Origin of the sequence: Streptomyces sp. NBC_01474, from assembly GCF_035918215.1 — a bacterium.
In the GTDB taxonomy this organism is placed as follows: Bacteria; Actinomycetota; Actinomycetes; order Streptomycetales; family Streptomycetaceae; genus Streptomyces; species Streptomyces aureus.
The window spans coordinates 8,271,696-8,292,109 of sequence record NZ_CP109449.1; the positions used below are offsets into that span (position 1 = coordinate 8,271,696).

At 70.4% G+C, this 20,414-nt stretch carries 20 protein-coding genes; 19 read left to right on the plus strand and 1 reads right to left on the minus strand.

Annotated features, from left to right (window positions below; all coding sequences use genetic code 11):
• Positions 1–28: 28 nt before the first annotated feature.
• The 7 genes from aroC (at position 29) to nusB (ending at position 6,173) form a co-directional block, all read left to right on the plus strand.
• On the plus strand, positions 29–1,213 hold the full coding sequence (aroC, locus tag OG758_RS37790; RefSeq protein ID WP_326713997.1) for a chorismate synthase: 1,185 nt from the start codon (positions 29–31) through the stop codon (positions 1,211–1,213).
• Positions 1,214–1,242: 29 nt separating this feature from the next.
• On the plus strand, positions 1,243–1,725 hold the full coding sequence (locus OG758_RS37795; RefSeq protein ID WP_326716165.1) for a shikimate kinase: 483 nt from the start codon (positions 1,243–1,245) through the stop codon (positions 1,723–1,725).
• Positions 1,722–2,816 (plus strand): 3-dehydroquinate synthase, encoded by a 1,095-nt coding sequence (gene aroB / locus OG758_RS37800; protein WP_326713998.1) that lies wholly within the window; start codon positions 1,722–1,724, stop codon positions 2,814–2,816. Before OG758_RS37795 ends, aroB begins: the two co-directional genes overlap by 4 nt.
• A 123-nt stretch (positions 2,817–2,939) precedes the next feature.
• Positions 2,940–3,896, plus strand: a complete 957-nt coding sequence (locus OG758_RS37805; RefSeq protein WP_326713999.1) for an AAA family ATPase — start codon at positions 2,940–2,942, stop codon at positions 3,894–3,896.
• A 103-nt stretch (positions 3,897–3,999) separates the two neighbouring features.
• The gene (locus tag OG758_RS37810; protein ID WP_326714000.1) at positions 4,000–5,118 is read left to right on the plus strand and encodes an aminopeptidase P family protein; all 1,119 of its coding nucleotides are present in this window, start codon (positions 4,000–4,002) and stop codon (positions 5,116–5,118) included.
• A 51-nt stretch (positions 5,119–5,169) separates the two neighbouring features.
• The gene (gene efp / locus OG758_RS37815; protein ID WP_266566568.1) at positions 5,170–5,736 is read left to right on the plus strand and encodes an elongation factor P; all 567 of its coding nucleotides are present in this window, start codon (positions 5,170–5,172) and stop codon (positions 5,734–5,736) included.
• A gap of 2 nt (positions 5,737–5,738) precedes the next feature.
• A complete protein-coding gene (nusB, locus tag OG758_RS37820; RefSeq protein WP_326714001.1) occupies positions 5,739–6,173 on the plus strand; it encodes a transcription antitermination factor NusB in 435 nt (144 codons plus the stop codon).
• A gap of 212 nt (positions 6,174–6,385) precedes the next feature.
• On the opposite strand, the gene bldD is transcribed toward nusB, so the two are convergent.
• Entirely contained in the window at positions 6,386–6,886 is a 501-nt protein-coding gene (gene bldD, locus OG758_RS37825; protein WP_100597417.1) for a transcriptional regulator BldD, read from the minus strand.
• Positions 6,887–7,129: 243 nt separating this feature from the next.
• Here bldD and pyrR point away from each other — a divergent pair, with 243 nt between their 5' ends.
• From pyrR to coaBC, 12 genes are all read left to right on the plus strand, one after another.
• Entirely contained in the window at positions 7,130–7,705 is a 576-nt protein-coding gene (pyrR, locus tag OG758_RS37830; protein WP_116503417.1) for a bifunctional pyr operon transcriptional regulator/uracil phosphoribosyltransferase PyrR, read from the plus strand.
• Between the two features lie 81 nt (positions 7,706–7,786).
• The gene (locus OG758_RS37835; protein ID WP_100597419.1) at positions 7,787–8,764 is read left to right on the plus strand and encodes an aspartate carbamoyltransferase catalytic subunit; all 978 of its coding nucleotides are present in this window, start codon (positions 7,787–7,789) and stop codon (positions 8,762–8,764) included.
• A gap of 5 nt (positions 8,765–8,769) precedes the next feature.
• Positions 8,770–10,056 carry a dihydroorotase gene (locus OG758_RS37840; protein WP_326714002.1) on the plus strand — a complete coding sequence of 429 codons (1,287 nt, stop codon included), beginning with the start codon at positions 8,770–8,772 and terminating at the stop codon, positions 10,054–10,056.
• 5 nt (positions 10,057–10,061) lie between these two features.
• Positions 10,062–10,682 carry a PH-like domain-containing protein gene (locus tag OG758_RS37845; RefSeq protein WP_382060546.1) on the plus strand — a complete coding sequence of 207 codons (621 nt, stop codon included), beginning with the start codon at positions 10,062–10,064 and terminating at the stop codon, positions 10,680–10,682.
• On the plus strand, positions 10,679–11,821 hold the full coding sequence (gene carA / locus OG758_RS37850; protein WP_227293634.1) for a glutamine-hydrolyzing carbamoyl-phosphate synthase small subunit: 1,143 nt from the start codon (positions 10,679–10,681) through the stop codon (positions 11,819–11,821). Before OG758_RS37845 ends, carA begins: the two co-directional genes overlap by 4 nt.
• Positions 11,814–15,122 carry a carbamoyl-phosphate synthase large subunit gene (carB, locus tag OG758_RS37855; RefSeq protein WP_326714004.1) on the plus strand — a complete coding sequence of 1,103 codons (3,309 nt, stop codon included), beginning with the start codon at positions 11,814–11,816 and terminating at the stop codon, positions 15,120–15,122. Before carA ends, carB begins: the two co-directional genes overlap by 8 nt.
• A 57-nt stretch (positions 15,123–15,179) precedes the next feature.
• Positions 15,180–16,289, plus strand: coding sequence for a quinone-dependent dihydroorotate dehydrogenase (locus tag OG758_RS37860; protein ID WP_326714005.1), 1,110 nt, complete (start codon positions 15,180–15,182; stop codon positions 16,287–16,289).
• A complete protein-coding gene (pyrF, locus tag OG758_RS37865) occupies positions 16,286–17,131 on the plus strand; it encodes an orotidine-5'-phosphate decarboxylase (RefSeq protein ID WP_266668356.1) in 846 nt (281 codons plus the stop codon). The genes OG758_RS37860 and pyrF overlap by 4 nt, the downstream gene beginning before the upstream one ends.
• Positions 17,132–17,612: 481 nt before the next feature.
• The gene (locus OG758_RS37870; protein WP_026246651.1) at positions 17,613–17,936 is read left to right on the plus strand and encodes an integration host factor; all 324 of its coding nucleotides are present in this window, start codon (positions 17,613–17,615) and stop codon (positions 17,934–17,936) included.
• Between the two features lie 58 nt (positions 17,937–17,994).
• Complete coding sequence (gene gmk / locus OG758_RS37875; RefSeq protein ID WP_116503433.1) at positions 17,995–18,552, plus strand: guanylate kinase; 558 nt, start codon at positions 17,995–17,997, stop codon at positions 18,550–18,552.
• 91 nt (positions 18,553–18,643) lie between these two features.
• A complete protein-coding gene (gene rpoZ, locus OG758_RS37880; protein WP_005319902.1) occupies positions 18,644–18,916 on the plus strand; it encodes a DNA-directed RNA polymerase subunit omega in 273 nt (90 codons plus the stop codon).
• A 111-nt stretch (positions 18,917–19,027) separates the two neighbouring features.
• Positions 19,028–20,278, plus strand: a complete 1,251-nt coding sequence (coaBC, locus tag OG758_RS37885; protein ID WP_326714006.1) for a bifunctional phosphopantothenoylcysteine decarboxylase/phosphopantothenate--cysteine ligase CoaBC — start codon at positions 19,028–19,030, stop codon at positions 20,276–20,278.
• The last annotated feature ends 136 nt before the right edge of the window (positions 20,279–20,414 follow it).

The window sequence follows — 20,414 nt, forward strand, 5'->3', positions numbered from 1 at the left end:
GTTCGAGGCGCGAGCAAGAGGAGCACCGTTGAGCAGGTTGCGCTGGCTGACCGCTGGGGAGTCCCACGGACCCGCACTTGTCGCGACGCTGGAGGGACTTCCCGCCGGCGTGCCGATCACCACGGAGATGGTGGCGGACCACCTGGCCCGGCGGCGGCTCGGCTATGGACGCGGCGCGCGGATGAAGTTCGAGCGCGACGAGGTGACCTTCCTCGGCGGCGTGCGCCACGGCCTCACCATGGGCTCGCCGGTCGCGGTCATGGTGGGCAACACCGAGTGGCCCAAGTGGGAGCAGGTCATGTCGGCCGACCCGGTCGACCCCGAGATCCTCGCCGATCTGGCGCGCAACGCGCCGCTGACCCGGCCCCGCCCGGGTCACGCCGACCTCGCCGGTATGCAGAAGTACGGCTTCGACGAGGCCCGGCCGATCCTGGAGCGCGCCTCCGCCCGTGAGACGGCGGCCCGCGTCGCGCTCGGCGCCATCGCCCGCTCCTACCTCAAGGAGACGGCCGGCATCGAGATCGTCAGCCACGTCACCGAGCTGGCGAGCGCCAAGGCGCCTTACGGCGTCTACCCGACCCCGGCCGACGTCGACAAGCTCGACGCCGACCCGGTGCGCTGCCTGGACGCGGACGCGTCGAAGGCGATGGTCGCGGAGATCGACCAGGCCCACAAGGACGGCGACACCCTCGGCGGCGTCGTCGAGGTCCTCGCCTACGGCGTGCCGGTGGGCCTCGGCTCGCACGTCCACTGGGACCGGCGTCTCGACGCCCGGCTCGCGGGGGCCCTCATGGGAATCCAGGCCATCAAGGGTGTCGAGGTCGGCGACGGCTTCGAGCTCGCGCGCGTGCCCGGTTCGAAGGCGCACGACGAGATCGTGACCACGGACGACGGCATCAAGCGCACGTCGGGTCGCTCCGGCGGCACCGAGGGCGGCCTCACCACCGGTGAACTGCTGCGTGTGCGCGCCGCGATGAAGCCGATCGCCACGGTCCCGAAGGCGCTGGCCACCATCGACGTGGCGACCGGCGAGGCCGCGAAGGCCCACCACCAGCGCTCCGACGTGTGCGCGGTCCCGGCCGCCGGCATCGTCGCCGAGGCCATGGTCGCGCTCGTGCTCGCCGACGCCGTCGCGGAGAAGTTCGGCGGCGACAGCGTCCCCGAGACCCGGCGCAACGTGCAGTCGTACCTCGACAACCTCCAGATCCGGTGACCGGCCCGCTGGTCGTACTCGTCGGCCCCATGGGCGTCGGCAAGTCCACCGTGGGGGAGCTGCTCGCCGAGTGGCTGGGCTCCCCCTACCGGGACACCGACGCGGACATCGTGGCCGCCGAGGGCCGCCCCATCGCGGACATCTTCGTGGACGAGGGTGAGCCCCGCTTCCGCGAACTCGAACGGCAGGCCGTGCGCGCAGCCGTCGCCGAGCACCCGGGTGTGCTCGCGCTCGGCGGCGGAGCGATCCTCGACGAGTCGACGCGCGCGCTGCTGGCTTCGCTCCCCGTCGTCTATCTGTCGATGGACGTCGAGGAGGCGGTCAAGCGGACCGGCCTCAACACGGCCCGTCCGCTGCTCGCCGTCAACCCGCGCCGCCAGTGGCGCGAACTGATGGAGGCGCGCCGCCACCTGTACACCGAAGTCGCCCGCGTCGTCGTACCCACCGACGACCGCACCCCCGAAGAGGTCGCCCGCGCGGTCCTCGACGCCCTGGAGTTGAAGAAGGCATGACCGAACAACAGGTGACCCGGATCCAGGTCGGAGGCACGGCGGGCACCGACCCGTACGAGGTCCTCGTCGGACGTCAGCTCCTCGGTGAACTCGGCGGTCTGATCGGCGAGTCCGCCCAGCGCGTCGCGATCATCCACCCCGAGGCGCTCGCCGAGACCGGTGAGGCGCTGCGTGGCGACCTCGCCGACCAGGGCTTCGAGGTCGTCGCCATCCAGGTGCCCAACGCCGAGGAGGCCAAGACCGCCGAGGTCGCCGCCTACTGCTGGAAGGCGCTCGGCCAGTCCGGCTTCACCCGCACCGACGTCATCGTCGGCGTGGGCGGCGGCGCGACCACGGACCTCGCCGGGTTCGTGGCCGCGACCTGGCTGCGCGGGGTGCGCTGGATCGCCGTGCCGACCACCGTGCTCGGCATGGTGGACGCGGCCGTCGGCGGCAAGACCGGGATCAACACCGCCGAGGGCAAGAACCTCGTGGGGTCCTTTTACCCGCCGGCCGGCGTGCTCTGCGACCTCGCGGCTCTCGACTCGCTTCCGGTCAACGACTTCGTGTCCGGCCTCGCGGAGATCATCAAGGCCGGCTTCATCGCCGACCCGGTGATCCTCGACCTGATCGAGTCCGACCCTGAGGCGGCACGCTCCCCGCAGGGCCCGCACACCGCCGAGCTCATCGAGCGCTCCATCAAGGTCAAGGCCGAGGTCGTCTCCGGCGACCTCAAGGAGTCGGGCCTGCGCGAGATCCTCAACTACGGGCACACCCTCGCGCACGCCATCGAGAAGAACGAGCGCTACAAGTGGCGGCACGGCGCCGCCGTCTCCGTCGGCATGCACTTCGCCGCCGAACTCGGCCGTCTCGCCGGACGCCTGGACGACGCGACCGCCGACCGGCACCGCACCGTCCTCGAGTCGGTCGGGCTGCCCCTGAGCTACCGCTACGACCAGTGGCCCAAGCTCCTGGAGAACATGAAGGTCGACAAGAAGTCCCGCGGCAACCTGCTGCGGTTCATCGTCCTCGACGGCCTCGCCAAGCCGACGGTCCTCGAAGGACCCGACCCGGCCGTGCTCCTCGCGGCGTACGGCGAAGTGGCCGAATAGCGCCCGTCTTCGGGCACTTCGCGACCTCCCCGGCCGTTCACACAACGGCGGCCGGGGAAGGTACCGTTCGGTAGCGCCTTGTTCGCCGGCGCCAGTTGCCTGTAGGAGACGGAGTCGCACCGGATGCAGCACGGAGTGGGTTCGCCGCTGCCGCCGCCCCCTCAGCCGGGGCACGGACCGGCCGCCGGCTGGTCCCAGGCCGCGCATCACCCGGGCGCCCACCCGGGCCCCGGACCGGCGGGTCCGCCACCGCCTGCCCCGGGCTTCGCGGGCCCACCCGGCCCCTCGGGCCCGGCCCCGCACGCACCCGCGCCGCACGCTCCGGCGCCCGCCCCGCACCAACCCGCCCCGCATCCCCAGGCCCCGCACAGCCCGCCGCCGCAGGGGCAGCACCCCCATCCGGGCGTCCCTCAGCACGCCCCGCCCCCCTCGCGGGACACCACGGGCCATGTGCAGCTCCCGCCCGGCGGCCCCGTCGCCATGCCGAGCCCGCCCCCCGCGGCCGGCACCGCCGATGCCACCGCCACGACGCTCGCCGTCCTGCTCATCGGCCCCGCCGGCGCGGGCAAGACGAGCGTCGCCAAGTACTGGGCGGACCAGCGCCGCGTCCCCACGGCCCACATCAGCCTCGACGACGTACGCGAGTGGGTGCGCTCCGGCTTCGCCGACCCGCAGTCGGGGTGGAACGACCACTCCGAGGCCCAGTACCGCCTCGCCCGCCGCACCTGCGGCTTCGCCGCGCGCAACTTCCTGGCCAACGGCATCTCGTGCATCCTCGACGACGCCGTCTTCCCGGACCGCCCGGTCGTGGGTCTCGGCGGCTGGAAGCGGCACGTGGGCCCCGGCCTGCTGCCCGTGGTGCTGCTCCCCGGCCTGGAGATCGTCCTCGAGCGCAACGCGGAGCGCAGCGGGAACCGCCGCCTCACGGACGAGGAGGTCGCCCGTATCCACGGCCGCATGGCCGGCTGGTACGGCTCGGGCCTGCCCATCATCGACAACTCCCAGATGGACGTGCCCACCACGGCCCGCGTCCTGGACGACGTACTCGCCCGCTCGATCGCGAGCCCGCCCCAGTGGTAGCGGGCCCCCGGCCCGCCGCACAGCCCCCCCGGCCCGGCCTCCTCGCCGCTCGTCCGGACGCGCTGACCGGGCCGCGTTCCCCCACCGCTCGTACGCTCGGTTCATGTCAGAGGTGTACGCGGCCCGTAGGGACCGGCTGAGGGAGCGCGCTGCGGCGGGCGGCAGTGCGGCCGTCCTCGTCTCGCGCCCCGCCAACGTTCGCTATCTCGCGGGCGCGGCGCCCCAAGGCGCCGTACTCCTGCTGGGGAAGGGCCCCGACGCCGAAGACGACGTCCTGATGTGCGGGCTGCCACCCAGCGAGCAGCCCGCCGAGGGACGGCCCGACGAGTCGCTGCGCATCCAGGTGCTCGATGCGCCCGGCGGGGACCCGGCCGTCGCCGCCGGCGACATCGCGCTCTCCCTGGGGGCGGATTCGCTGGCCGTGGAGGAGCACCATCTGACCGTGGCCAGGCACCGGGCGCTCGGCTCCGTGGCGCCCCGGCTGCGCCTCGCCGACCTGGGCGGCGCCGTGGAGCAGCTGCGGCTCGTCAAGGACGAGGACGAGATCTCCTGCCTGCGCATCGCCGCCGAGATCGCCGACCAGGCCCTCGGTGAACTGCTCGAATCGATCCTTGTCGGCCGCACCGAACGCCATCTCGCCCTGGAACTGGAGCGCCGCCTGGTCGACCACGGAGCCGACGGCCCCGCCTTCCCGACCTCGGTAGGCACCGGGCCGAACTCGGGCCGTGGCGCCCACCGCCCCACCGATCGCCGCGTCGAAGAGGGCGACTTCCTCTCGGTCTGCCTCGGCGCCGCCTACCGCGGATACCGCTGCGAGATCGGCCGTACGTTCGTCATCGGCACCTCGCCCGCGGACTGGCAGATCGACCTGTACGACCTGGTCTTCGCAGCCCAGAGGGCTGCTCGTGAGAGCCTCGCGCCCGGCGCCGAGTGCCGTGAGGTGGACCGCGCGGCACGCCACGTACTGGACTCCGCGGGGTACGCGGACGGCCTCTCACAGCTCACCGGACACGGTGTCGGACTCGAAATCGACGAGGAGCCGCAGTTGGCCCCCGCGGCCATGGGTAAACTGGACCTTTGTGTGCCGGTCACCGTCGAACCGGGGGTCCACCTCCCGGGCCGGGGCGGTGTCCGGATCGATGACACGCTCGTCGTGCGCCCCGAGGCGGACGGCGGACCCGAGCTACTCACCATTACGACCAAGGAACTGCTCGCGCTGTAACGGCGCGCGCCCCCGGGGTCGTCCATCGTCAGTCCAGGAGATTCCGCAACCGTGGCTTCCACGAACGACCTCAAGAACGGCCTGGTGCTCAAGCTCGACGGGGGCCAGCTCTGGTCCGTCGTCGAGTTCCAGCACGTCAAGCCCGGCAAGGGCCCTGCCTTTGTGCGCACCAAGCTCAAGAACGTGCTCTCCGGGAAGGTCGTCGACAAGACCTTCAACGCCGGCGTCAAGGTCGAGACGGCCACGATCGACAAGCGCGACATGCAGTTCTCGTACATGGACGGCGAGTACTTCGTCTTCATGGACATGCAGACGTACGACCAGCTCATGGTCGACCGCAAGTCTGTCGGTGACGCCGCCAACTTCCTGATCGAGGGCTTCACCGCCTCCGTCGCGCAGCACGAGGGCGAGGTGCTCTTCGTCGAGCTGCCGGCCGCCGTCGAGCTCGTCGTCCAGGAGACCGAGCCGGGCGTCCAGGGCGACCGCTCCACCGGTGGCACCAAGCCCGCCACGCTGGAGACCGGCCACCAGATCCAGGTGCCGCTCTTCATCACGACCGGCGAGAAGATCAAGGTCGACACCCGCACGAGCGACTACCTCGGCCGGGTGAACAGCTAACCGTGGCTGCTCGCAACACGGCCCGCAAGCGCGCCTTCCAGATCCTTTTCGAGGCAGACCAGCGCGGAGTCGACGTCCAGACGGTCCTCGCGGACTGGATCCGGCACTCCCGGTCCGACACCCGGCAGCCGCCGGTCAGCGAGTACACGATGAAGCTGGTCGAGGGATACGCGCGCAAGACCACGCGTATCGACGAGCTCATCTCGCAGTACGCCGTCGGGTGGACCCTGGACAGGATGCCGGTCGTCGACCGCAACATCCTGCGCCTGGGCGCCTACGAGCTCGTCTGGGTCGACGACACCCCGGACGCCGTGGTGCTCGACGAGGCTGTGCAGCTCGCCAAGGAGTTCTCCACGGACGACTCCCCGGCCTTCGTCAACGGGCTTCTGGGACGCTTCAAGGACCTGAAGCCGACGCTGCGCCGCGACGAGGCGTAGCAGGCAGACAGCGACAGCCGTCAGGCCCGGAGCGGAACACTGTTCAGTGTTCCGCTCCGGGCCTGATGCTTTTCCGGGACTCCGGGACTCCGGGACTGCGGGACTCCGGGACTGCGGGACACGGGGCTGCAGGGCACGAGAACGCCGGAGGGGCGGGCCGCGAAAACGCGGGCCCGCCCCTCCGGCGTGACGTTTCTGCCGACTTCTGTCTGTCAGAGGTCGTCGTGGGCGACAGCGCGACGCGCGTCGGCGTCCAGGACGCCCCAGCTGATGAGCTGCTCGGTGAGGACCGAGGGCGACTGGTCGTAGATGACGGCGAGGGTGCGCAGGTCGTCCTGGCGGATCGACAGCACCTTGCCGTTGTAGTCACCGCGCTGGGACTGGATCGTCGCCGCGTAGCGCTGCAGGGGACCCGCCTTCTCCGGCGGGACGTGGGCCAGGCGCTCCAGGTCGAGAACGAGCTTCGGCGGGGGCTCGGCCGCACCGCCCGGCGTGGTGCCCGGCAGGAGCTCCTGCACCGGCACCCCGTAGAAGTCCGCCAGCTCGGCGAGGCGCTGCACGGTCACGGCACGGTCGCCGCGCTCGTACGAACCGACCACGACCGCCTTCCAGCGTCCCTGGGACTTCTCCTCGACACCGTGGAGGGAAAGGCCCTGCTGGGTGCGGATGGCGCGGAGCTTGGCCCCGAGCTGTTTGGCGTATTCGCTGGACATATAGCTCCCGGACGCTGTATCAACGTGCGGCTCCGCCGCGTGGCTGGTAACTCACTGTGAGGTTACGCAGCGTTACTTGGCTGCGTCAAGCCGAGTGGTCCGTTACCGACCTTCCCTCGGAACGGCGTGTCTCGCACCTCCAGGGGGGTGAACAGTGGCGTTGCGGGCCTGGTAGCGTTGACGGCGCAAATCCGACGTCCTTTAAGGTCCGTCCCGTGAGGCGGAGAAGGGGGTCCGTTTTTTATGGACATCAGCAGCTCCGATGAGGCACGCCCCGTACTCGAGGGCCCCGACATCGCGCGGGTACTGACCCGCATCGCTCACGAGATCGTCGAGCGCGCCAAGGGCGCCGAAGACGTCGTGCTCCTGGGCATTCCCACCCGCGGCGTCTTCCTGGCCCGCCGGCTCGCGGACAAGCTCGAAGAGATCACCGGACAGAAGATCCCGGTCGGCTCCCTCGACATCACCATGTACCGCGACGACCTGCGCATGCACCCGCCGCGTGCGCTGGCCCGCACGGAGATCCCCGCCGACGGCATCGACGGCCGCCTCGTCGTCCTCGTCGACGACGTGCTCTTCTCCGGCCGCACCATCCGCGCCGCACTCGACGCCCTGAACGACATCGGGCGCCCCCGCGCCGTGCAGCTCGCGGTCCTCGTCGACCGCGGCCACCGCGAACTCCCCATTCGAGCCGACTACGTCGGCAAGAACCTCCCCACGTCGCTGCGGGAGACGGTCAAGGTCCAGCTCGCCGAGGAGGACGGACGCGACTCCGTGCTGCTCGGCGCCAAGCGGACCGCTCCGGCCGGCGAGCAGTAGCCACCCTCAGCCCGACCCTGAGGGTGCCACCGCGCGCCCGTATGCCCGAATACTCCTGAACTTTCCTACGGAGCCTCCCCGATGATGCGACACCTCATCTCGGCCGCCGACCTCACTCGCGACGACGCCGTCCTCATCCTCGACACCGCCGAGGAGATGGCCCGGGTCGCCGACCGGCCGATCAAGAAGCTGCCCGCCCTGCGCGGCCGCACGATCTGCAACCTCTTCTTCGAGGACTCGACCCGCACCCGGATCTCCTTCGAGGCCGCCGAGAAGCGCCTCTCCGCGGACGTCATCAACTTCGCCGCCAAGGGATCCAGCGTCTCCAAGGGCGAGTCCCTCAAGGACACCGCCCAGACCCTGGAGGCGATGGGCGTCGACGCCGTCGTCATCCGGCACGGTGCCTCCGGCGCGCCCTACCGCCTCGCCACCTCGGGCTGGATCGACGCCCCGGTCATCAACGCGGGCGACGGCACCCACCAGCACCCCACGCAGGCGCTCCTCGACGCGTTCACGATGCGCCGCCGCCTCGTCGGCCGCGACGCCGGACTCGGCAAGGACCTCGAGGGCAAGCGCATCACGCTCGTCGGGGACGTCCTGCACAGCCGCGTCGCCCGCTCGAACGTCGACCTGCTGCACACCCTCGGCGCCGAGGTCACCCTCGTCGCCCCGCCCACCCTCGTCCCGGTCGGCGTCGAGACCTGGCCCTGCGAGGTCTCGTACGACCTCGACAGCACCCTGCCGAAGTCCGACGCCGTCATGATGCTGCGCGTCCAGCGTGAGCGGATGAACGCCGCCTTCTTCCCGACCGAGCGCGAGTACTCGCGGCGTTACGGCCTGGACGGCGACCGCATGGCGAAGATGCCCGAGCACGCCATCGTGATGCACCCGGGCCCGATGGTCCGCGGCATGGAGATCACCGCCGAGGTCGCCGACTCCGACCGCTGCACGGTCATCGAGCAGGTCGCCAACGGCGTCTCCATCCGCATGGCCGTCCTGTACCTGCTTCTGGGCGGCAACGAGCCCGCCGTCACCCACACCCGTACCGAGGAGAAGTAAGAACCATGAGCAAGATCCTTATCCGTGGTGCGAAGGTGCTCGGCGGCGAGCAGCAGGACGTCCTGATCGACGGCTCCGTCATCGAGGCGGTCGGCACCGGCCTGTCCGCCGAGGGCGCCGAGGTCGTCGAGGCCGGCGGCAAGGTCCTCCTGCCGGGCCTCGTCGACCTGCACACCCACCTGCGCGAGCCGGGCCGTGAGGACTCCGAGACCGTCCTCACCGGCACCCGGGCCGCCGCCTCCGGTGGCTACACCGCCGTGTTCGCCATGGCCAACACCTTCCCGGTCGCCGACACCGCCGGCGTCGTCGAGCAGGTCTACCGGCTCGGCCAGGAGTCCGGCTACTGCGACGTGCAGCCCATCGGCGCCGTCACCGTCGGCCTGGAGGGCAAGAAGCTCGCCGAGCTCGGCGCCATGCACGAGTCCGCCGCCGGCGTCACCGTCTTCTCCGACGACGGCAAGTGCGTCGACGACGCGGTGATCATGCGCCGCGCCCTGGAGTACGTGAAGGCCTTCGGCGGCGTCGTCGCCCAGCACGCGCAGGAGCCCCGCCTCACCGAGGGCGCCCAGATGAACGAGGGCATCGTCTCGGCCGAGCTCGGACTCGGCGGCTGGCCCGCCGTAGCCGAGGAGTCGGTCATCGCCCGCGATGTGCTGCTCGCCGAGCACGTCGGCTCCCGCGTGCACATCTGCCACCTGTCCACGGCCGGCAGCGTCGAGATCGTGCGCTGGGCCAAGTCCCGCGGCATCGACGTGACCGCCGAGGTCACCCCGCACCACCTGCTCCTCACCGACGAGATGGTGCGCACGTACAACCCCGTCTACAAGGTCAACCCGCCGCTGCGCACCGAGCGCGACGTCATGGCCCTGCGCGAGGCGCTCGCCGACGGCACGATCGACATCGTCGCCACCGACCACGCCCCGCACCCGCACGAGGACAAGGACTGCGAGTGGGCCGCGGCCGCCATGGGCATGGTCGGGCTCGAGACCGCCCTGTCCGTCGTGCAGCAGACGATGGTCGAGACCGGGCTGCTCGACTGGGCCGGCGTGGCCGACCGCATGTCCGTCAAGCCGGCGCAGATCGGCCGGGCCAACGGCCACGGACGGCCCGTCTCGGCAGGTGAGCCCGCGAACCTCGTCCTGGTCGACGCCGATTACCGTGGAGCCGTGGACCCCGCCGGCTTCGCCTCGCGCAGCCGCAACACGCCCTACGAGGGGCGTGAGCTGCCCGGGCGCGTCACGCACACGTGGCTGCGGGGCAAGGCCACGCTCGTCGACGGGAAGCTCGCGTGACACGACTGACGCAACCACTGGCAGTGCTCGCCGCCGAACAGAAGTCGGCGGACGTGACGGACTGGCCCGACCGGATCGGCTGGATCGTCGGACTGCTCCTCTTCATCACGCTCGTCTACTGGCTGATGCGCCAGGGGTGGAAGTGGCGCGGCACCCTCCAGGGCGACCTGCCGCCGCTCCCCGCCGCGCCGTCCGCGCCGGGTCCGGCCAGACTTGAGCTGAGCGGCCGGTACCACGGCTCCACGACCGCGGGGCAGTGGCTCGACCGCATCGTGGCCCACGGCCTCGGCACCCGCAGCCGCGTCGAGCTCACGCTCACGGACGCGGGTCTGGACGTCGTACGCCCCGGAGCCACGGACTTCTTCATCCCCGTCGCACAGCTGCGCGAGGCCCGGCTCGACAAGGGCATCGCCGGCAAGGTCCTCACGGAGGGCGGTCTCCTGATCGTCACCTGGGGGCACGGGGACAAGCTGATCGACTCCGGCTTCCGCTCCGACCACGCGGCGGAGCAGGCCGAGTGGGTCGAGACCCTCAACAACATGATCGACACGAACAGCACAAGCAGTGCGAACAACACAAGCAGCATGAACAGCACGACCATCACGACGGAAGGCACCGCACGATGACGACCTCCACCCGGGGAGCCGCCAACGCTCCCGCCGTACTCGTCCTGGAGGACGGCCGCATCTTCCGCGGCCGCGCCTACGGGGCCGTGGGGGAGACCTTCGGCGAGGCGGTGTTCAACACCGGCATGACCGGTTACCAGGAGACGCTGACCGACCCGTCGTACCACCGCCAGGTCGTCGTGATGACCGCCCCGCACGTCGGCAACACCGGCGTGAACGACGAGGACCCCGAGTCGAAGCAGATCTGGGTCGCGGGTTACGTCGTGCGGGACCCCGCGCGCGTGCCCTCCAACTGGCGCTCGCGGCGCTCCCTCGACGAGGAGCTGCGCAAGCAGGGCGTCGTCGGCATCAGCGGCATCGACACCCGCGCCCTCACCCGCCACCTGCGCGAGCGCGGCGCCATGCGCGTCGGCATCTTCTCCGGCAACGCGCTGCCCGACGACGGCACGATGCTCGCCGAGGTGCGCCAGGCGCCCGAGATGAAGGGCGCGAACCTCGCCGCCGAGGTCGCCACCAAGGAGACGTACGTCGTCCCCGCGATCGGTGAGAAGCGCTTCACCGTCGCCGCCGTCGACCTCGGCATCAAGGGCATGACCCCGCACCGGATGGCCGAGCGCGGCATCGAGGTGCACGTGCTGCCCGCGACGGCCACCGCCGAGGACATCTACGCCGTCCAGCCCGACGGTGTGTTCTTCTCCAACGGCCCGGGAGACCCGGCCACCGCCGACGGCCCCGTCGCGGTCATGCGGGAGGTCCTCTCCCGTAAGACCCCGCTGTTCGGCATCTGCTTCGGCAACCAGATCCTCGGCCGCGCCCTCGGCTTCGGCACCTACAAGCTGAAGTACGGCCACCGTGGCATCAACCAGCCGGTGCAGGACCGCACGACCGGCAAGGTCGAGGTCACCGCGCACAACCACGGATTCGCCGTCGACGCCCCGCTCGACAAGGTCTCCGACACCCCCTTCGGCCGCGCCGAGGTCTCCCACGTCTGCCTGAACGACCAGGTCGTCGAGGGGCTCCACCTCCTCGACCAGCCGGCATTCAGCGTCCAGTACCACCCCGAGGCAGCGGCGGGCCCGCACGACGCGGCCTACCTGTTCGACCGCTTCGTAGAGCTCATGGAGGGCCAGCGTGCCTAAGCGCACCGATATCCAGTCCGTCCTGGTCATCGGTTCCGGACCGATCGTCATCGGCCAGGCCGCCGAGTTCGACTACTCGGGCACCCAGGCCTGCCGCATCCTGCGCGCCGAGGGCCTGCGGGTCATCCTCGTGAACTCCAACCCTGCGACGATCATGACCGACCCGGAGATCGCCGACGCCACGTACGTCGAGCCGATCACCCCCGAGTTCGTCGAGAAGATCATCGCCAAGGAGCGCCCCGACGCGCTCCTGCCCACCCTCGGTGGCCAGACCGCGCTCAACACCGCGATCTCCATGCACGAGAACGGCGTCCTCGAGAAGTACGGCGTCGAGCTCATCGGCGCCAACGTCGAGGCCATCAACAAGGGCGAGGACCGCGACCTCTTCAAGGGCGTCGTCGAGGCCGTCAACGCCAAGATCGGCCACGGCGAGTCCGCCCGCTCGGTCATCTGCCACACCATGGACGACGTCATCAACGGCGTCGACACGCTCGGCGGCTACCCCGTCGTCGTCCGCCCCTCCTTCACGATGGGCGGCGCGGGCTCCGGCTTCGCGCACGACGAGGAGGAGCTGCGCCGCATCGCCGGCCAGGGCCTGACCCTGTCTCCCACCACCGAGGTGCTCCTGGAGGAGTCCATCCTCGGCTGGAAGGAGTACGAGCTCGAGCTGATGCGCGACAAGAACGACAACGTCGTGGTCGTCTGCTCCATCGAGAACTTCGACCCGATGGGCGTCCACACGGGTGACTCGATCACCGTGGCCCCGGCGATGACGCTCACCGACCGCGAGTACCAGCGCCTGCGCGACATCGGCATCGCGATCATCCGCGAGGTCGGCGTCGACACCGGCGGCTGCAACATCCAGTTCGCGATCGACCCGACCGACGGCCGGATCATCGTCATCGAGATGAACCCGCGCGTCTCCCGCTCCTCGGCGCTCGCGTCGAAGGCCACCGGCTTCCCGATCGCCAAGATCGCCGCCAAGCTGGCCGTCGGCTACACGCTCGACGAGATCCCGAACGACATCACGGAGAAGACGCCGGCCTCCTTCGAGCCGACGCTCGACTACGTGGTCGTGAAGGTCCCGCGCTTCGCCTTCGAGAAGTTCCCGTCCGCCGACTCCACCCTCACCACCACCATGAAGTCGGTGGGCGAGGCCATGGCGATCGGCCGCAACTTCACCGAGGCCCTCCAGAAGGCGCTGCGCTCCCTGGAGAAGAAGGGCAGCCAGTTCACCTTCGTCGGCGAGCCCGGCGACAAGGCCGAGCTCCTGGCCGAGGCCGTGCGCCCGACCGACGGCCGCATCAACACCGTCATGCAGGCCATCCGCGCCGGCGCCACCCAGGAAGAGGTCTTCGAGTACACGAAGATCGACCCCTGGTTCGTCGACCAGCTCTTCCTCATCAAGGAGCTCGCCGACGAGCTGGCCGCCGCCGAGCGCCTCGACGTCGACCTGATCGCCGAGGCCAAGCGGCACGGCTTCTCCGACGCCCAGATCGCCGAGATCCGCGGCCTGCGCGAGGACGTCGTCCGCGAGGTCAGGCACGCGCTCGGCGTCCGCCCGGTCTACAAGACGGTCGACACCTGCGCCGCCGAGTTCGCCGCGAAGACCCCGTACTTCTACTCCTCTTACGACGAGGAGACCGAGGTCGCGCCGCGCACCAAGCCCGCGGTGATCATCCTGGGCTCCGGTCCGAACCGCATCGGCCAGGGCATCGAGTTCGACTACTCCTGCGTCCACGCCTCCTTCGCCCTGAGCGACGCCGGCTACGAGACCGTGATGGTCAACTGCAACCCGGAGACCGTGTCCACGGACTACGACACCTCCGACCGCCTGTACTTCGAGCCGCTGACGCTCGAGGACGTCCTGGAGATCGTCCACGCGGAGTCCCTCGCGGGCCCGATCGCCGGCGTCGTCGTCCAGCTCGGCGGCCAGACCCCGCTGGGCCTGTCGCAGGCGCTCAAGGACAACGGCGTACCGGTCGTGGGCACCCCGCCCGAGGCCATCCACGCAGCCGAGGACCGCGGCGCCTTCGGCCGCGTCCTCGCCGAGGCCGGACTGCCCGCGCCCAAGCACGGCACGGCGACCACCTTCTCCGAGGCCAAGGCCATCGCCGACGAGATCGGCTACCCGGTCCTCGTCCGCCCGTCGTACGTCCTCGGCGGCCGCGGCATGGAGATCGTGTACGACGAGACCCGCCTCGCCTCGTACATCGAGGAGTCCACGGAGATCTCCCCGTCCCGCCCCGTCCTCGTCGACCGCTTCCTCGACGACGCGATCGAGATCGACGTGGACGCGCTCTACGACGGTCACGAGCTCTACCTCGGCGGCGTCATGGAGCACATCGAGGAGGCCGGTATCCACTCCGGCGACTCGGCGTGCGCCCTGCCCCCGATCACGCTGGGCGGCTTCGACATCAAGCGCCTGCGCGCCTCGACCGAGGCCATCGCCAAGGGCGTCGGCGTCCGCGGCCTGATCAACATCCAGTTCGCGATGGCGGGTGACATCCTCTACGTCCTCGAGGCGAACCCGCGTGCCTCGCGCACCGTCCCCTTCACCTCGAAGGCGACCGCGGTGCCGCTCGCCAAGGCCGCCGCGCGCATCTCGCTCGGCGCGACCGTGGCCGAGCTGCGCGCGGAGGGCCTGCTCCCGAAGACCGGCGACGGCGGCACCCTGCCGCTGGACGCGCCGATCTCCGTCAAGGAGGCCGTGATGCCGTGGAGCCGCTTCCGCGACGTCCACGGACGCGGCGTGGACACCGTCCTCGGCCCGGAGATGCGCTCCACCGGCGAGGTCATGGGCATCGACTCGGTCTTCGGCACGGCGTACGCCAAGTCGCAGGCCGGCGCGTACGGCCCGCTGCCGACGAAGGGCCGCGCGTTCATCTCGGTCGCCAACCGGGACAAGCGCACGATGATCTTCCCGGCGCGCGAGCTCGTCGCGCACGGTTTCGAGCTGCTCGCCACGTCCGGCACCGCCGAGGTGCTGCGCCGCAACGGCATCAACGCCACGGTCGTGCGGAAGCTCAGCGAGGGCGAGGGCCCGAACGGCGAGAAGACGATCGTCCAGCTCATCCACGACGGCCAGGTCGACCTCATCGTCAACACCCCGTACGGCACGGGCGGCCGCCTCGACGGCTACGAGATCCGTACGGCGGCGGTGGCGCGCAGCGTCCCGTGCCTGACCACGGTGCAGGCCCTCGCGGCCGCGGTGCAGGGCATCGACGCCCTCAACCACGGTGACGTGGGCGTCCGTTCACTCCAGGAACACGCGGAACACCTGACCGCGGCCCGCGACTAGCAGCCCACTGAGGGGGACATCGGAAACGGTGTCCCCCTCCGTGTGAGGACACCCACGATGTACAAACTCTTCTTCAACCTCGTCTTCAAGCGCATGGACCCGGAGAAGGCCCACTACCTGGCCTTCCGCTGGATCCGCCTCGCGGCCCGCGTCCCCGTGCTCCGCACGTTCGTCGCGGCCGTCCTCGCGCCCCGCCACAAGGAACTGCGCACGGAGGCCTTCGGCCTGCGCATGCACGGCCCGTTCGGGCTCGCCGCCGGCTTCGACAAGAACGCCGTCGCGATCGACGGCATGACGATGCTCGGCTTCGACCACATCGAGATCGGCACCGTCACGGGCGAGCCGCAGCCCGGCAACCCCAAGAAGCGCCTGTTCCGCCTCGTGCCGGACCGAGCGCTCATCAACCGCATGGGCTTCAACAACGAGGGCTCCGAGGCCGTGGCGGAGCGCCTGGCGGCCCGCAAGCCCGCCTTCAGGACCACCGTCGGCGTGAACATCGGCAAGACCAAGGTCGTCCCCGAGGAGGAGGCGGCCGGCGACTACGTGAAGTCGACCGAGCGGCTCGCCGCCCACGCCGACTACCTCGTCGTGAACGTCTCCTCGCCGAACACGCCCGGCCTGCGCAACCTCCAGGCCACCGAGGCGCTGCGCCCGCTCCTGACCGCCGTGCGCGAGGCGGCCGACCGCACCGTCACCTCGCGCCGCGTCCCCCTCCTGGTGAAGATCGCCCCCGACCTGGCCGACGAGGACGTCGACGCCGTCGCCGACCTCGCGGTGGAGCTCGGCCTCGACGGGATCATCGCCACGAACACCACCATCGCGCGCGACGGCCTCGGTCTGACCTCCGACCCGTCCCTCGTGAAGGAGACCGGCGGCCTGTCCGGCGCGCCCCTCAAGGCACGCTCCCTGGAGGTCCTCAGGCGCCTCTACGCGCGCGTGGGCGACCGGATCACCCTGGTGGGCGTCGGCGGCATCGAGAACGCCGAGGACGCCTGGCAGCGCATCCTCGCCGGTGCCACCCTCGTCCAGGGCTACAGCGCCTTCATCTACGAGGGCCCGTTCTACGCCCGAGCCATCCACAAGGGCCTCGCCGCCCGCCTGAACACCTCGCCGTACGCCACCCTCGCCGACGCCGTCGGCGCCGACGTGAAGAAGGCCCACGCATGACGGTTCTCGAACCCTTCGGCGCCCGCCTGCGCCGCGCCATGGACGAGCGTGGCCCCCTCTGCGTCGGCATCGACCCGCACGCGGCGCTTCTGTCGGCGTGGGGCCTGAACGACGACATCGACGGCCTGGAGCGCTTCACGCGGATCTCGGTCGAGGCGCTCGCCGACACCGTCGCCGTCGTCAAGCCGCAGTCGGCGTTCTTCGAGCGCTTCGGCTCGCGCGGCGTCGCCGTCCTGGAGCGCGCCGTCGCGGACCTGCGCGCCGCCGGCACGCTCGTCGTCATGGACGCCAAGCGCGGCGACATCGGCTCCACCATGGCCGCGTACGCGGAGACCTTCCTGCACAAGGACTCACCGCTCTTCTCGGACGCCCTGACCGTCTCGCCGTACCTCGGCTACGGGTCCCTGAAGCCGGCCGTCGACCTGGCCCGCGAGTCCGGCGCCGGGCTCTTCGTCCTCGCCCTCACCTCGAACCCGGAGGGCGGAGAGGTCCAGCACGCCGTACGTGCCGACGGGCGCAACGTGGGCGCGACGATGCTCGCCCACCTCGCCGAGGAGAATGCCGGCGAGACGCCCATGGGCTCGTTCGGCGCCGTCGTCGGGGCGACGCTCGGGGACCTGTCCTCGTACGACCTGGACATCAACGGTCCGCTCCTCGCCCCGGGCATCGGCGCCCAGGGTGCGACCCCGGCGGATCTGCCCGGCGTCTTCGGCGCGGCCGCGCGCAACGTCGTCCCGAACGTCAGTCGTGCCGTCCTGAAGGCCGGCCCCTCGGTCGCCGCCCTGCGCGAGGCGTCGGTCCGCTTCGCCGACGAGGTCCGCGCGGCGGTCGTCGCCGCCTGACCCGGTCCGAACGCCAGAAGGCCCCCGCACGCGCGTGCGGGGGCCTTCTGCATGCCCGTGAGGCATCCGGAATGCGGGCGTCAGGTCACGGATTCGCAGCTGTTCTTGGTGCTGAGAGGTACTGAGAGGCGCTGCCGAGGTGCGAAAACGGTCCTCGTGGGGGCCCTCGAGAGCCTCCTTGACCATTCCGTGATGTTTCAGCGGGGCCTCGGGGAGGGGCTCGCATCCGGATCCGGGCAGAAATCCGGGGTCATATGTCTGTAATGTCTGGCTCGACGGAGGCTGACCAGGACTTTTCGTCCGTTCTCGCTGACTCGGGCGGTCCTGGCCGCTAGTCTCCGTCGAGTGGGGGCACCTCCCACGCTCTCAAGGCAGTGGGGGAGAAACGGGCGAGCGTTTTGCTCGTTGCTCCCCAGGTGAGGGGCGACTAGGTTCCTCACCGGTCCGTATCCGACAGTTCGACATCCGAGGTGACGTAGGCGTGGCTCTTCCGCCCCTTACCCCTGAACAGCGCGCAGCCGCGCTCGAAAAGGCCGCCGCGGCTCGCCGGGAGCGGGCCGAGGTCAAGAATCGACTCAAGCACTCCGGCGCCTCCTTGCACGAGGTCATCAAGCAGGGTCAGGAGAACGACGTCATCGGCAAGATGAAGGTCTCCGCCCTCCTCGAGTCCCTCCCGGGCGTGGGCAAGGTCCGCGCCAAGCAGATCATGGAGCGGCTCGGAATTTCCGAGAGCCGCCGTGTGCGCGGACTCGGTTCCAACCAGATCGCGTCCCTGGAGCGCGAGTTCGGCAGCACCGGCGCCTAGTCCTCCGTGCCCGGACCGACTGGTCCGGGCACGCGGGGATAGCTGGAATAATCGCTGCATGAGTGAACGTCCGCGGCTGACCGTGCTCTCCGGCCCCTCCGGGGTCGGCAAGAGCACGGTCGTCGCTCATATGCGCAAGGAACACCCCGAGGTCTGGCTGTCGGTTTCGGCCACCACCCGCAAGCCGCGCCCCGGCGAGAAGCACGGTGTCCACTACTTCTTCGTCACCGACGAGGAAATGGACAAGCTGATCGCCAACGGCGAGCTGCTGGAGTGGGCCGAGTTCGCGGGCAACCGGTACGGGACGCCCCGCCGGGCCGTACTGGACCGTCTCGAGTCGGGCGAACCCGTCCTCCTCGAGATCGATCTCCAGGGCGCCAGGCTCGTCCGCGAGTCGATGCCGGAGGCCCAGCTGGTCTTCCTCGCCCCGCCGAGCTGGGAGGAGCTGGTCCGCCGGCTCACCGGCCGGGGGACCGAGGCCCCCGAGGTGATCGAGCGCAGACTCGCGGCCGCCAAGATCGAGCTCGCCGCCGAGGCGGAGTTCGATACGACCCTGGTCAACACCTCCGTCGAGGACGTGGCCCGCGAGCTGCTAGCCTTGATGAGAGTTGTTTGATCTTCGATCTATTTGTGATCTCGAATTCCGCCGGAGCAATCCCGCGTTTTCCTGATCACATGTGATCTTCAATCCCATCGGAAGGCAGAGAGTGTCCTCTTCCATTACCGCGCCCGAGGGCATCATCAACCCGCCGATTGATGAGCTGCTCGAGGCGACCGACTCGAAGTACAGCCTCGTGATCTACGCCGCCAAGCGCGCGCGCCAGATCAACGCGTACTACTCGCAGCTCGGTGAGGGCCTGCTCGAGTACGTCGGCCCGCTGGTGGACACCCACGTCCACGAGAAGCCGCTCTCGATCGCGCTCCGCGAGATCAACGCGGGGCTGCTGACGTCCGAGGCCATCGAGGGTCCGGCTCAGTAATCAATCAGTTTTCTTCACCACAGGCCCGGCAGCGCGACTGCCGGGCCTGTGGTGTGTCATGGAGTCGTACGTTCCCGAGTGCGGGAATCCGAGTGCGGGGAGGCACGGACGGTGGACAAGCCCAAGGTCGTTCTGGGGGTCAGCGGCGGAATCGCCGCCTACAAGGCGTGCGAACTCCTGCGCCGGCTGACCGAGTCGGGACATGACGTACGCGTCGTGCCGACGGAGTCCGCCCTGCACTTCGTGGGCGAGGCGACCTGGTCGGCGCTGTCCGGCAACCCGGTCTCGACCGAGGTGTGGGAATCCGTCCACGAGGTCCCGCACGTCCGCATCGGGCAGCACGCCGACCTCGTGATCGTCGCGCCCGCCACCGCCGACATGCTCGCCAAGGCCGCGCACGGCCTGGCCGACGACCTCCTCACGAACACGCTCCTGACCGCCCGCTGTCCGGTCGTCTTCGCCCCCGCCATGCACACGGAGATGTGGGAGCACCCGGCGACGCGGGAGAACGTGGCCACGCTCCGCCGCCGGGGCGCCTTCGTCATCGAGCCCGCCGTCGGCCGCCTCACCGGCGTCGACACGGGCAAGGGCCGGTTCCCCGACCCGGTGGAGATCTTCGACTTCGTGCGCCGGGTCCTCGCACGCGGCGATCAGGCGACCGTCCAGGACCTCGCCGGACGTCACGTCGTCATCAGTGCCGGCGGCACCCGCGAGCCCCTCGACCCGGTCCGCTTCCTCGGCAACCGCTCCTCGGGCAAGCAGGGGTACGCCCTCGCGCGCACGGCGGTAGCCCGCGGCGCCCGCGTCACTCTCCTGGCGGCGAACGCGACGCTGCCCGACCCGGCCGGCGTCGACGTCGTCCACGTCGGGACGGCCGTGCAGCTGCGCGAGGCCGTCCTCGAGGCGGCGCCGGAGGCGGACGCGGTGGTCATGGCGGCCGCGGTGGCCGACTTCCGCCCCGAGACGTACGCCACAGGAAAGATCAAGAAGAAGGACGGGCAGGAGCCGGAGCCCATCGTCCTGGTCCGTAATCCGGACATCCTCGCCGAGCTCTCGGCGGACCGGCCGCGCCCCGGGCAGATCGTCGTCGGATTCGCCGCCGAGACGGACGACGTCCTCGCCAACGGCCGCAAGAAACTGGCCCGCAAGGGCTGTGACCTGCTCGTCGTCAACGAGGTGGGGGAGCGCAAGACCTTCGGCTCAGAGGAGAACGAGGCCGTCCTGCTCGGCGCGGACGGCAGCGAGACCCCGGTCCCGTACGGCCCGAAGGAAGTGGTCTCCGACACGATCTGGGACGAGGTCGTCCGGCTGCTGCCCATCGGCGACGCGCGGGCCCAGGAGCGGATCTACGACGGTGAGTGAATGCCACTTTCGCTCCAGCGGAGGCCACGAACCGCATAGAACGCTTACAATTCGGACACCTTCGCCTCTTCCTAAGAGCGATCGTCGTACCGCAGAATGCAGTGCCGCTGGTCACAGCGCTCCCAAGTGGCGAGAC

Coding starts and splice junctions, on each gene's coding strand:
- pyrR (WP_116503417.1), top strand. CDS start 7,130: ATGGACATCAGCAGCTCCGATGAGGCACGCCCCGTACTCGAGGGCCCC.
- carA (WP_227293634.1), top strand. CDS start 10,679: ATGACGACCTCCACCCGGGGAGCCGCCAACGCTCCCGCCGTACTCGTC.
- OG758_RS37805 (WP_326713999.1), top strand. CDS start 2,940: ATGCAGCACGGAGTGGGTTCGCCGCTGCCGCCGCCCCCTCAGCCGGGG.
- OG758_RS37840 (WP_326714002.1), top strand. CDS start 8,770: ATGAGCAAGATCCTTATCCGTGGTGCGAAGGTGCTCGGCGGCGAGCAG.
- aroB (WP_326713998.1), top strand. CDS start 1,722: ATGACCGAACAACAGGTGACCCGGATCCAGGTCGGAGGCACGGCGGGC.
- bldD (WP_100597417.1), bottom strand. CDS start 6,886: ATGTCCAGCGAATACGCCAAACAGCTCGGGGCCAAGCTCCGCGCCATC.
- OG758_RS37795 (WP_326716165.1), top strand. CDS start 1,243: ATGGGCGTCGGCAAGTCCACCGTGGGGGAGCTGCTCGCCGAGTGGCTG.
- gmk (WP_116503433.1), top strand. CDS start 17,995: ATGAGTGAACGTCCGCGGCTGACCGTGCTCTCCGGCCCCTCCGGGGTC.
- OG758_RS37860 (WP_326714005.1), top strand. CDS start 15,180: ATGTACAAACTCTTCTTCAACCTCGTCTTCAAGCGCATGGACCCGGAG.
- OG758_RS37835 (WP_100597419.1), top strand. CDS start 7,787: ATGATGCGACACCTCATCTCGGCCGCCGACCTCACTCGCGACGACGCC.
- pyrF (WP_266668356.1), top strand. CDS start 16,286: ATGACGGTTCTCGAACCCTTCGGCGCCCGCCTGCGCCGCGCCATGGAC.
- OG758_RS37810 (WP_326714000.1), top strand. CDS start 4,000: ATGTCAGAGGTGTACGCGGCCCGTAGGGACCGGCTGAGGGAGCGCGCT.